This window comes from Paraburkholderia sp. J69-1, from assembly GCF_905220255.1.
Classification (GTDB): domain Bacteria; phylum Pseudomonadota; class Gammaproteobacteria; order Burkholderiales; family Burkholderiaceae; genus Paraburkholderia.
In genome coordinates, this window is sequence record NZ_CAJMZG010000013.1 from 163029 (window position 1) to 174369 (window position 11341).

General features: G+C 63.9%; 11 protein-coding genes. 5 read left to right on the forward strand and 6 right to left on the reverse strand.

Annotation, left to right across the window (positions count from 1 at the left end; genetic code table 11):
• Positions 1-41 precede the first annotated feature (41 nt).
• The 4 genes from U5A67_RS23845 (at position 42) to infA (ending at position 4157) form a co-directional block, all read left to right on the forward strand.
• Positions 42-1139, forward strand: a complete 1098-nt coding sequence (locus U5A67_RS23845) for a nitronate monooxygenase (protein ID WP_321816120.1) — start codon at positions 42-44, stop codon at positions 1137-1139.
• Positions 1140-1400: 261 nt separating this feature from the next.
• The gene (locus U5A67_RS23850) at positions 1401-3005 is read left to right on the forward strand and encodes a DNA-binding protein (RefSeq protein WP_321816121.1); all 1605 of its coding nucleotides are present in this window, start codon (positions 1401-1403) and stop codon (positions 3003-3005) included.
• A 310-nt stretch (positions 3006-3315) separates the two neighbouring features.
• Positions 3316-3519 carry a cold-shock protein gene (locus U5A67_RS23855; protein ID WP_065064791.1) on the forward strand — a complete coding sequence of 68 codons (204 nt, stop codon included), beginning with the start codon at positions 3316-3318 and terminating at the stop codon, positions 3517-3519.
• 371 nt (positions 3520-3890) lie between these two features.
• The gene (gene infA, locus U5A67_RS23860; RefSeq protein ID WP_205987770.1) at positions 3891-4157 is read left to right on the forward strand and encodes a translation initiation factor IF-1; all 267 of its coding nucleotides are present in this window, start codon (positions 3891-3893) and stop codon (positions 4155-4157) included.
• 176 nt (positions 4158-4333) lie between these two features.
• Here the strand turns inward: infA and U5A67_RS23865 are convergent, their stop codons facing one another.
• Together U5A67_RS23865 and U5A67_RS23870 are read right to left on the reverse strand one after the other, a co-directional pair.
• On the reverse strand, positions 4334-5317 hold the full coding sequence (locus U5A67_RS23865; RefSeq protein ID WP_321816122.1) for an MDR family oxidoreductase: 984 nt from the start codon (positions 5315-5317) through the stop codon (positions 4334-4336).
• A gap of 66 nt (positions 5318-5383) precedes the next feature.
• On the reverse strand, positions 5384-6034 hold the full coding sequence (locus U5A67_RS23870) for a TetR/AcrR family transcriptional regulator (protein ID WP_321816123.1): 651 nt from the start codon (positions 6032-6034) through the stop codon (positions 5384-5386).
• A 176-nt stretch (positions 6035-6210) separates the two neighbouring features.
• Between U5A67_RS23870 and U5A67_RS23875 the strand changes: the two genes are divergently transcribed.
• Positions 6211-6669, forward strand: coding sequence for a glutathione binding-like protein (locus tag U5A67_RS23875; RefSeq protein ID WP_321816124.1), 459 nt, complete (start codon positions 6211-6213; stop codon positions 6667-6669).
• A 39-nt stretch (positions 6670-6708) separates the two neighbouring features.
• On the opposite strand, the gene U5A67_RS23880 is transcribed toward U5A67_RS23875, so the two are convergent.
• The 4 genes from U5A67_RS23880 to U5A67_RS23895 form a co-directional block, all read right to left on the reverse strand.
• Positions 6709-8235, reverse strand: coding sequence for a glycosyltransferase family 39 protein (locus U5A67_RS23880; protein ID WP_321816125.1), 1527 nt, complete (start codon positions 8233-8235; stop codon positions 6709-6711).
• Between the two features lie 56 nt (positions 8236-8291).
• On the reverse strand, positions 8292-8684 hold the full coding sequence (locus tag U5A67_RS23885; protein ID WP_205987746.1) for a GtrA family protein: 393 nt from the start codon (positions 8682-8684) through the stop codon (positions 8292-8294).
• On the reverse strand, positions 8681-8830 hold the full coding sequence (locus U5A67_RS23890; RefSeq protein WP_321816126.1) for a hypothetical protein: 150 nt from the start codon (positions 8828-8830) through the stop codon (positions 8681-8683). Before U5A67_RS23890 ends, U5A67_RS23885 begins: the two co-directional genes overlap by 4 nt.
• 304 nt (positions 8831-9134) lie before the next feature.
• Complete coding sequence (locus U5A67_RS23895) at positions 9135-11066, reverse strand: SMP-30/gluconolactonase/LRE family protein (protein WP_321816127.1); 1932 nt, start codon at positions 11064-11066, stop codon at positions 9135-9137.
• Positions 11067-11341 lie beyond the last annotated feature (275 nt).

The window sequence follows — 11341 nt, forward strand, 5'->3', positions numbered from 1 at the left end:
TGCCGCGCGCGTAACGGACGATTAACGAACGAGGTGTATCGATGAACGCAATGCCCATCCGCCTGCTCGACAGGCTCCAGATGACCCGTCCGATCGTGCAGGCGCCGATGGCCGGCGTCAGCACGCCCGCGCTGGCCGCCGCCGTGTCGAACGAGGGCGGCCTTGGCTCGCTGGGCATCGGCGCGATGAATGTCGAAACCGCGCGCAAGACGCTGCGCGAAACCCGCGCGCTGACCAGCCGGCCATTCAACGTCAACGTGTTCTGCCACCGGCCGGCGCGCGTCGATGCCGATGTCAACCGCCACTGGACCGAGTGGCTCGCACCGCGTTTTGCGCAGTTCGGCGCGCAGCCGCCCGCATCGCTCAAGGAAATCTACGTGAGCTTCGTCGACGATGCCGCGATGCTGGCGATGTTGATCGAGGAGCGTCCGGCGGTGGTGAGTTTCCACTTCGGCTTGCCGCCGCAAGCGGCCATCGACGCGCTGCATGCCGTCGACATTCTTCTGTTCGCCACCGCGACCAACCCGGACGAAGCCGCGCAGGCCGTGGCGGCGGGCGTGGATGTGCTGGTCGCGCAGGGCATCGAGGGCGGCGGTCATCGCGGCGTGTTCGACCCTGACGCACGCGACCCGTTGCTCGGCACCTTCGCGCTCACGCGGCTGCTGGCGACGCGCTTCGACGTGCCGGTCGTGGCGGCGGGCGGCATCATGGACGGCGCGGGCATTGCGGCGGCGCTGGCGCTGGGCGCGCAGGCCGGGCAACTGGGCACGGCCTTCGTCGCGAGCCCGGAGACCGCCATCGACGATGGCTACCGGCGCGCGCTGATTGGCGACGGCGCTCGGCTCACCACATTCACGTCGGCAATATCGGGCCGGATGGCGCGCGGCCTCGTGAACCGGTTCACGGAACTGGGCGAGCTGGCGGACAAACCGGCGGTGCCTGCCTATCCCGTCGCCTACGATGCGGGCAAGGCGCTCAACGCGGCAGCGAAGGCGCACGGCGAAGCGGGCTACGGCGCGCAATGGGCGGGGCAGGCGGCGACGCTCGCCCGCGCATTGCCGGCCGCCGAGCTTGTGCGCACGCTGCAGCGCGAAACCGAAGCGGCGCTGGCCGACCTGCGTGCCCGGATTGCTGGTTGAACTGCGGCGGGTTGAACTCTGGAACCGGTATTTCAGCGGTTAAAATCGTCCGGTGCGCAATCGTCTTGCGACCCTTATAGGACAGTCGCTACCGGGTTGCGCGTCTATCGGGCGAATAGCTCCCTGTAAACCCGGCTTTTCGGCCGATCAAGCAGGCGGCCGTTCCCGGACAATCTTTCGTATTGCGGGGGTGATACTGCGCCCACCCACCGATCGGCGAACGGTCTTCGCCACTCTTACTTACGCGTTATTGAGGCAGATATGTCTAGCAGCATTGCGATCACGGACGAACTCGTTGCGGAAATTGCGGACCGGATGGCTGAAGAAGGTCAGACGGTCTCGCCTGTGGCCATCTGGTCCGAAGTCCACACCGGATCGGTGGTGTCCGTCGCTGCGTCGCTGCGCAAGTGGCGCGAAGCGCGTGCTCCGCGCCCGCAGCAGGTCATCGAGCGTCCGGCTTTGCCCGCGACCGTGACCGACACGATGCGCGACGCGCTCGACCGCCTCTGGACGTCCGCGCAGGACGAGGCTGAACGCGCGGTCGCGCGCCGCCTGGCGTCGATGCGCCAGCGCGTCGACGATGCGTGCAGCGAACGCGACGACGCACTGTCGGAATTGCAGAACACGGTTCAGGAACTGGATTCGTTGCAGGTCCAGCTCGACCGCCTGACGGCGGCCCAGGACGCCAAGGTCGATTCGACCTCGGGCCTGGAAGACGATATCGCGCAGGCCGTCCAGCGTACCGACGCCGCTGAAAAGCGCGCGCAGGAACTGGTCGAACGCGTGGAACAGCTCGAAGCGGATCTGGCCCGCGCGCTCGAAGAACTGGCGCAGGAGCGCGCGGCACGCGAAGCGGCTGTGGCAGAAGCCGAAGCGGCTGCCGCAGCGGCTGCAGAAGCTGCCGCCGCAGTCGAAGCCGCGGCCGCGGAAGCCGCCGCTGTTGCCGAAGCTGCTGCTGCGGAAGCGGCTGCGCGGGAAGCCGCCGCTGCTGAAGCGGCAGCGCAGGAAGCTGTACCGCAGGAAGGCGAGGAAATCGCGCAGAGCGCCGCTCACGACGCCATCGACGAAGAAGCGCTGCGCGCAGAGTACGACGCAAAAGCCGATGCAAAGGCCGAGGCAGCCGCCGCAGCCGCGCGTGAGGAGCACGAATCGCAGCGTACGGCGCTCGAAGCCTCGCACGCCGAAGCGGTCACGCGCCTCGAAGGCGAGCTGGAAGCGATCCGCGTCGCCCTGCAGGCAGAGCAGGAAGCGCATGCAGCCCAGCGCGAAGCGATCGGCGACGCCCATGCAGCACGCGACGCCGCGGCGCTCGAACTGCAGATGGCGCAGGCTCAGGTCACCAATCTGACGAACGAGCGCGACGCGGGCGCGACGGAAATCGCCCGCCTGTCGGCCAGCCTGACCGAAGTGCAGGAACACGCGGCCGAACTCGTCGCGCAGAGCATGGCGGCCGGCGAAAAGGTCGAGCACGAAGCGGCAGCGCCGACGGGTCTCGACGAAGAAGCCGTCGAAGCCCTGAAGAGCCAGTTCGCGCAGGAAGCGCAAGTGCAGGCAGCGGCCATCGCCGAAGCGCACGACAACCTGAAGAAGTGGTCCGATTACGCCAACAACCTGAAGCAGCAACTGGTGCAGGCCAACGAAAAGATGATGCTCGTGCATGCGCGCGGCGTGGGCGAAGCCTCGCTGAGCCGCCGTCTGGCGACCGAACTCGGCGAGATCAGCCCCGAGAACGATCTGCTGCGTAAGGAAGTCCAGCAGCGCGTGATCGTCGAAACGATGAGTGCCCAGCTCGGTCAGCAGGGCTATCACTACGACGTGAGCACCGGCGCGGTCACGAAGGCGAACGTGGAAAACGCCACGGCGTAAGGCTGTAACAGGCGCTCAGGCGAAGGTCTGCGCGACTTTCGTCGTACAAAACGCGCGGCTGAGCCGCGCGTTTTCCGCTTTATGGGGGGCTCTTTCGTCCGGCAACGCCCTGCGTCCTTTGCGCCGGGACTGACGAAACTGCTTGACGGGTCTCCAGATAGCGCGTATGTTCACCAAGATAATCTTTCAGCTGTGTCTGCTCATCAATCGCCGCAACTCGCGGCTTTCGTTGACCTCTACCGCTTGAGCCTGATTTGAATTCGCCCTGTCCAGGTGCGAGTGTTTTTATTTGTTTTTTGAGGATTTTTTAGTGGAAACCGGTACCGTCAAATGGTTTAACGACAGCAAGGGCTTTGGCTTCATCACTCCGGACAAGGGCGGCGACGATCTGTTCGCTCACTTCTCGGAAGTGCGTGGCACGGGCTTCAAGACCCTGGCAGAAGGCCAGAAGGTCAGCTACGAAACCAAGCGTGGTCCTAAGGGCCTCCAGGCTTCGAACATCACCCCGCTGTAAGGTGTTTGCGTCGCGCCGGCCCAGCCTTTGAGGTTTTCCTCTCAGGCAATCAGGCGGCGCGATTGCCCTGTCTCAGACCGTGGCACTTCGGTGCCACGCGTATCTTGTGCGTGTTCTTGCGCACGTGTTCTCTGCGCTCGCAGTCGGATCACGTCGCCCGCATACGCGCCCGATGTTTGTCTCCGCGGTTGGGTCCAGGTCAATGCTGGCGATCCGTTCCCCGGTTGGCTCATCAAGAGCACAAGTTGCCCGGCATCGGCGAAATTTGACGCGCTTCTGGGGTTCCCAGAATCAGTCGAAAGTGGCTCGCCATTGGGCAATGGACTGCGCGTCTCGTGGACGCGGCATTGGAAATTTCTGGAGGAATGGATTTGGCGAAGGAAGAGTTGCTTGAACTCGACGGCGTTGTCGACGAAGTGCTGCCGGACAGCAAATATCGCGTCACGCTCGAAAACGGCGTGGTCGTGAATGCATACGCATCGGGTCGTATGCGCAAGAATCACATCCGTATTATTGCTGGCGACCGGGTCACGCTCGAGTTGTCGGTCTACGATCTGACTAAGGGTCGTATCAACTTCCGTCACAAGGACGGTTCGTCCGGTGGTGCGCAGCCGCGCCCCGGTATGCGTCGCCGGTAATAGCCGGCTGGATTGCTCGCCGACGCCTTCGGGCGTGTTCTCGTGCGCGCCCTGTGGCGCAGCGTGAGCGCGGGCGATCCTGGATGGCCTGTTCTGGATTGGCCTGTCTTTAGCGTCCTTCACGAGTCTCCGCGAAGGACAGCTTCAACGTTGCATGCGTGCCGCTTCAGGTGCGCTCAGCGATTCACATCGACGACGATACGTCCGCGCACGCGCCCATCGAGCAGATCGTGCGCGGCCGGAATCGCCGCGTCGAGCCCGACTTCCTGCGTAAGCGTATCGAGCATGGCCAGATCGAATGTCTCGGCCAAAACCTGCCACGCCTGCTGACGCTCGGCGAAAGGACGCGTCACGCTGTTCACGCCCAGCAGGCTCACGCCACGCAGGATAAACGGCGCGACCGTGGCGGGAAGCTCCATGCCTTGCGCGAGGCCGCAGGCGGCGACGGCGCCATCCGCGCGCAGGCTTGCGCAGACATTGGCGAGCGTATGACCGCCGACCGAATCGACGGCCGCCGCCCAGCGTTCCTTTTGCAAGGGCTTTCCGGGCGCGGAAAGCGTCGCGCGATCGATGACTTCGGCGGCGCCCAGTTGCTGCAGGTAGGCGGTTTCGTTGAGCTTGCCGGTGGAGGCCACCACGCGATAGCCGCGCTGCGCGAGCAGGGCGATCGCAAAACTGCCGACGCCGCCACTTGCGCCCGTCACGAGCACATCGCCCTGATCGGCGCGAATACCGTAACGTTCGAGCGCGAGCACGCACAGCATGGCCGTGTAGCCCGCGGTGCCCACCGCCATCGCTTGTCGTGCAGTGAGGCCTTTGGGCAGCGGAATCAGCCAGTCGCCGCGCACGCGCGCCTTTTGAGCGAGCCCGCCCCAATGCTGTTCGCCCACGCCCCAGCCGTTGAGCACGACCGCATCGCCCACGGCGTAGCGCGGATCGTCGCTATGCGCGACCACGCCCGCGAAGTCGATGCCCGGCACCATCGGAAAGCTGCGCACGACCGGGCCTTTGCCCGTGATCGCGAGTCCGTCCTTGTAGTTCAACGTGCTGTACTGCACATCGACGAGTACGTCGCCTGCGGGCAGACTCGCTTCGTCGATTCCGGTCACTTTCGCCGAATATGCTTCGGATTCCTTCTCAATGAGAATGCCTTTGAACATGGTGTGTCTCGCGTGTTGATTCAACGGTGAGCGAGCCGGAACGCAAGGCGCCCGGCTGAAGAGGGATTATTGCGGCCGGGCCGTGCAGCCAAGCCCGGCGATGAAGCCGCGAAAAAACGTGTCGAGCGGTGCCGCATCGCGCACGACCCGCGCGCGCAGTACGGCGCCTTCCCAGCCAATCCAGAAGAACGCGGCCAATGCGTCGAGATCGGCATCGCTGGCGACGTGGCCTTCGCGCTGGGCATCGGCGAGACACGCGCGCACGCGGGCCTGCCAGCCTTGCAGCGCGGCCTCCAGCCGTGTGCGGTAGTCCTCGGGCAGGATGCCCACCTCCAGTCCCAGATTGCCGACCAGGCAGCCGCGCGTGTAGTCGTAGCGCGCCATGCCGGTTTTAGCGTTCTCGACGAAGGCGGCGAGGCGATCCAGCGCGGGCTGTGTATCGTCGATCAGCCAGCGGTCGAGCATCGCGCAGAAATAGGCGTCGTAAGCGTCCATCAGCGCACGGCCGAACGCTTCCTTGCTGTCGAAGTAGTGATAGAACGAGCCCTTGGGAATGCCGGCGAGCTTGAGCACAGTGTCGAGGCCCGTGGCGGCGAAACCCTGGCTCGTCAGTAGTTCCATGCCTGCGCGAATCAGCATGTCGCGCGTGTCGCCGTGCGCGCGCGGATCTTTAGGCGGGCGTCCGCGACGAGGCTTGAGGGTGGGGTTGGTGTCCATGCGATGGATATTAGACCGATCGTCTCTAAAATTCAAGTCTGCTGTTTTCGCGCGAAAATCGCGTCCCGCGGTATACCTTTTGTGCCTACACCACAAACTTCTGCCTTCTTCAATTTTTCCCGCGACTGCGCGATAGTGCGGCCTGCACCTCGCACCTGGAAACATGAAGGAAATCCATGAAGCTCTATCACGCACCCGGCAGTTGTTCTCAAGCAGTCCATATTGTTTTACTCGAAGCCAACATGGACGCGGAACTGGTCGAAGTCGATGCACGTCGCCATGTGATCAAAGGCGGTGGAGACTATTACGAAATCACGCCGCTGGGCTACGTTCCGCTGCTCTATGCGGTGGCTGCGGGGAAATATGTCGACACGGCGCGGCCCAAACTGCTTGCACGCTTCAAGTGGATCGACCGGCAACTCGAAGGCAAGCGCTATCTCATGGGCGAAACATTCACGCTAGCCGATGCCTATCTTTTCGCGCTGACCGGCTGGGCCAAGGCCACCTGGATAAAATCCGTCTATCACGCCGATATCGACTTGAGCGGCTTTGAGAATCTGCAACGTTGGTACGAGGGCGTGCGAGTGCGGCCCTGCGTTCAGACGGTGTTGGCGAGAGAAGGCCTCGCCGATTGAACCCGTCGCGCAGACTGCGCTGCGCGACGGCGCGAACATTTACCGATCCGGCGCGACCACGAAGAACACATACTGGCGCGCGGCCAGCTCACGTCCCCACGCGTGCTTGTGCACCGTGACCGGGTCGGGTTGCTCGCCGGTGATCCAACGCGCCTGCACGATGCAGGGCACGTCGTTCGCGCGGCACACGAACAGGGCGCCGTGTCGATCCAGTTCGCCAAGTTGCAGCCACGGCGTCGTCTGCGGCTCGCCCATGCTCCAGAACTGCGTGTGCCCGTGGCTATAAAAGGCCACGGATTGCGCTTCGTGGACCGATCCCGCCACGCTCGGGACGTCGCTGCCAAAGCGCTGCTTCCACATGTCCTGCGCGGCGGCCGCGAGTTCGGCGCGCGGTTCGGCGGCGGCGTCGCTGTTGTGACGCGCGCCCAGGTAGCCGACCGTCGTCGTCGCCGCGAGCACGATCAGCCAGTAGCCGCCCAGCACGCGCACGGCGCGCGCCGGTTCGAGCCGGATGCCGGCGCGATGCAGCACGGTCAGCCACAACGGCGCGACGGCGAACCACTGCGCCATACCCCAGACCGAAGCCATCTGCGTGCGAGCGGCGCAGGCGATCAGGCCGACGGCGAACAGCGGGGCAAGCGTCAGCCACCAGAGGTCGGGACACATCGACGGTTTGACGATGCTGGCGGCCATCAGTTTTGCTGCTTTGCCGCGGCGCTTGCGCACCATCAGCAGCAAGGCGACGAAGCTCAGCGCCAGGTAGCCGATCTGCGCGAGCGTGTAGATGCCGAAGCGGCCGATCGCGGCGGCGAAGGTCCCGCCCGTGCGTTTATCGGCGTAAGCGAAGGTGGGGAAGTGATTGACCACGAGCCAGTGCACGTGCGGTGCGAGCACGGCCGCGAACGCGGCGGCAACCAGCAGCGTGCGCCAGTCGATCAGGCGCGCGCGCCAGTCGGGCCGCGCGAGTGTCGCGAAAGCCAGTGCGAGCAGCAGCACGATCGAGAAATATTTGCCCAGCACCGCCGCTGCGGCAAGCGCGCCGAGCGCCAGCGCCGATGCCCAGCCGCGCGTTTGCATGTAGCGCACGAAAAAGTACGCGGCCCACGGCCAGATGGAAAGCAGCACCGAATTTGCGTTGAATTTGATCGCGAGGTTCGAGTACAGCGGCGAGACGGCCATCGCCACGCCGGCCAGCATCGCGAGGCGGCGCGGCACGAAGCGCCCGGCCAGCGCGACGATGCCGAACAGTCCTGCCATCGCGTTCAGCGACGACAGCGCGAAATAAGCGATGTCAGTATGCGGAAACACACGGAACCACGCCGCCGTGATCCATGCGAACAGCGGCGGATGCTTGGCGTAACCGGCCTGCCATTCGATGCCCCAAACGTAGTTCTCGATCATGTCGCCCGGGGTGTCGAGATTGCTGCTGGCGAGCCAGGCGCCCAGGGTCCAGACGAGTGCGTGCAGCGGCAGCAGCCAGAGCAGCAGGCCCAGCTCGCCGGACTTGCTTTGCCGCGTGCGGGCCGCGGTGGGTAGGGACAGCTCCAGGGTGGAAGTATCGGACATCGATGATTCGCAGTGCAGGAAGAGGGTGATGGGCGCGCGGCGCTCGGGTGCGACGCTCAGGTGCGGCGCGTCTGGAAGGTCCAGAGCGAATTGGCGCTATAGGTGAGGATCAGGACGCAGCCCGTGGTCGCGCATTGCGCAAGCAGCCAGCCGATCCCAAGCAGATGGATCAGCACGTACATGAGCGCGCTATTGAGCGCGACGCCCACTGCGGCGACCGCGAAGAAACGGGGCGCGGCTTCGCGGTGCGAACGCGTGGCGCGAAACGTCAGGCGGTAGTTGAGGCCGTAATTGACGATGGCTCCGGCGATCGCGCCAAGCGCCGATGCCACCACCGCACCGCAGGCGTGAATCAGCACGAGCGCGCTGAGCACGCCGTACTGCACAGCGGTGCCGGCCGCGCCCACGCACGTATAGCCGACGAAGCGCCGGATCTGGGCGAACGTCATGCGGCGCGCCGGTAAGGCCGGACGCCGGCAAACACGGCGCGTGCGCCGTCGCGCCATTCGATCATGGCGTTCTTCAATCCTGCGATTCGCTCATCCTGACTCACTGCGGAGAGGAGGTACGGTCGTGCAAAGATAGTGGGGATCATTTTTTTTCTCAGGCAGGGTCGGACGCCCTTTTCTGGCGATCCGGCGCAGTGCGCCGGATCACGGTGTATTGTCTGCTTTAGCCCAACAGTTCCAGGACCGCCTTCGACGGGCGATCTTATATGGCACCAATATATCGGCACCTGCGCCGAAAAATGAAGTCTTGACGACGGCATGGGCAGTTCAAGCGCCGAATTCTACCCTGGGCTGAAGTCGACCAAGTGTGCTTTATCGTGCGCCCGGCGACCGATGCGCAGTCAATAAAATCAAACACCTACATCGATAAAACATCAGCAGACGAATGTCTTACGGCATCCAGCGATGCACGATCACGCTGGTGCCGTTGTAATTGTCTTTCGTGATCACGTATTCGCCGTTCGAGCGCAGGTAGGCGCGCAGTCCGTACATCGAATCGACGTCGTTGCCCACGTCCACCGTGCCCGGGCTCGCGTTGGTCAGCGTGGTGACGAGCTGGCCGCTCGTCAGGTTGTAGACGTCGATGTTGGGCACTGTATGTACATAGCCGACAAACAGATAATTGCCCGCTGCCGCAATCGATTTCGGATTCGCGCTGGTGAGCGTGATGACTGGGCTCGGCTTGCTGATATTTCCGGCCGCCCAGCCGTGATAGACCTCGATATAGCCGTTCATCGCGGTCCAGTCCCAGTTGCCGGCGAGACCTTGCGCGAGAATCATCGTGTCGGTTTCCGGCTGATAGACGATGCGCGCGGTGGGCCGCACGCTTTCGGGCGTCGAGGTCGTCACGGCCGGTCCCCATGACGGTTTGCCGTTGCCGTCGAAACCGGTGAGCGGGTAGTGATAGATGTGATTGGTGCGATCGAGTCCGGCCCAGATATCGCCCTTGTTGTCGAGGCAGAAGCCACCGGTGACCTGCAGGGCCGTGTTGAACGCGGTGCCGGGCAGCGCGGCATCGGGAATCGCGATATACCCGCTCGCGGTATTGAAGTGATAGAAATAAAAAATACCGGGGTTTTGCCCGGATGCCACGAGTATGCGGTTGCCGCCCACCGTCACGAGCTGGCCGAAATGTTCGTCGCGCTGCGTGTCGTTCATGTTCAGGCGCGGATCGTTCGGGTACGCGAACGGGTCGACCGTATTGGCGACGAAGCTACCGCCCGCCGTGCCCGTGAAAATATCGGTGCCGCTATAGAAAAGCGTGGCGTCGGTGAGCGGATCGGGCGCGGCCACGCCTTCGAAATTGAGCGCCTGCAGCTTGTAGAGCAGCGTGCCTGCCGCGTTATAGGCGTGGATATCGGTGCCGCCGTTGCGGCCCAGATCCCAGCCGCCGCCCCAGGGATTGTTGAGCACATAGAGATTGCCCGCACTGTCTTTGCCGATGCCGGTAATACGCGTGAAGCGCTTGTCGCCCACTTGCCCCTTGATGCCGCTCGTGGCGTCCAGATAGCCGCCTGTCACGCCGAAGGTGCCAGTCAATGCAGGCGCACCGGCAAGGCTATAGAGCTTGATGTTCTGGTCCGGGCCTTCGTCGCCCACCATCAGCAGGCCGGTCGAGGCATCGAAATACAGCGCCGAAGGTTGCGCGCCCGCCGGCATCTGGATGGTCTGCAATGGCGCGCCCGCCGCGCTGAATTCGCTGATCGTGCCCGCGCTCTTTTGCGCGACCCAGAGATTGCCCGCACTATCGATGGCGAGCGCGCCGGGGCTTTTGATCGACATGTCGCGTTGCCAGACGCCGTCGGTGGTGAACGCGCGCACGCGGTTGGCGAAGAAGTCGCTGGCGTAAAGCGAGGAGCCGGCGGTGGCGAGGCCGGTGATGGCGTCGGCGCGGCTCACCTTGTTCCAGACGCTTACGTTGATGGTGAGATCGCGCGTGCCATCCGCGCGGTTGTAGCGCCCGACCGTGCCGCTACCGAACGAGGTGCCCGACTGCAGAACCGCGAAAATCGACGTGCTATTGCCGGTAATGGCGCCGCCCTGGAATTCGTCGTGAATGCCGATCGAGCCCAGGTTTTTGCCATTCTGGTAAATAGCGACGCCGCCTTCGTTTTCGTCCCAGAACGAGGCGGTATACACGACCCCTTCGGGCGAGACCCACATCGACCGCGCGCCGTTGCCGACATGCGCGGCGAGCGTGCCGTAAGTATTGGCGAGCCAGTCGGTGGTGTATTGCTGCGCGGGCGCAACAGGTGAAAAGAGGGCGAGGGCTGCCGCCGACAGCAGCGTGACCTGAATAGTGCGCGTGCGCCTGGAAAACATGGAGCAAACTCCTGATGCCGTCATTCAATGCGGCGATGAGAGTGAAAGTGGACAAAAGCAGAAACTACGTCGCGCGATGTAGTGCGCGGCCCGTTCGCGAGCAAGCGCCGTGCCGCCATGCAAGGTGAATGCAAACGTTTGCCATACATGCCATGCGCGTTGAATTCGCGCACGCACGCGCGCGGCTTCGCGCATGCGTGACGGATCGAAATATTTTTTCAGGCCGATCCGCAAACGGCGCGAGCTTGAATCGGCACGCATGAAAAGCGGTTTTT

What these genes read in the sequence shown, in the direction of transcription:
- U5A67_RS23845 (WP_321816120.1), top strand. Translation starts at nt 42, where the DNA reads ATGAACGCAATGCCCATCCGCCTGCTCGACAGGCTCCAGATGACCCGT.
- U5A67_RS23850 (WP_321816121.1), top strand. Translation starts at nt 1,401, where the DNA reads ATGTCTAGCAGCATTGCGATCACGGACGAACTCGTTGCGGAAATTGCG.
- U5A67_RS23865 (WP_321816122.1), bottom strand. Translation starts at nt 5,317, where the DNA reads ATGTTCAAAGGCATTCTCATTGAGAAGGAATCCGAAGCATATTCGGCG.
- U5A67_RS23870 (WP_321816123.1), bottom strand. Translation starts at nt 6,034, where the DNA reads ATGGACACCAACCCCACCCTCAAGCCTCGTCGCGGACGCCCGCCTAAA.
- U5A67_RS23875 (WP_321816124.1), top strand. Translation starts at nt 6,211, where the DNA reads ATGAAGCTCTATCACGCACCCGGCAGTTGTTCTCAAGCAGTCCATATT.
- U5A67_RS23880 (WP_321816125.1), bottom strand. Translation starts at nt 8,235, where the DNA reads ATGTCCGATACTTCCACCCTGGAGCTGTCCCTACCCACCGCGGCCCGC.
- U5A67_RS23885 (WP_205987746.1), bottom strand. Translation starts at nt 8,684, where the DNA reads ATGACGTTCGCCCAGATCCGGCGCTTCGTCGGCTATACGTGCGTGGGC.
- U5A67_RS23890 (WP_321816126.1), bottom strand. Translation starts at nt 8,830, where the DNA reads ATGATCCCCACTATCTTTGCACGACCGTACCTCCTCTCCGCAGTGAGT.
- U5A67_RS23895 (WP_321816127.1), bottom strand. Translation starts at nt 11,066, where the DNA reads ATGTTTTCCAGGCGCACGCGCACTATTCAGGTCACGCTGCTGTCGGCG.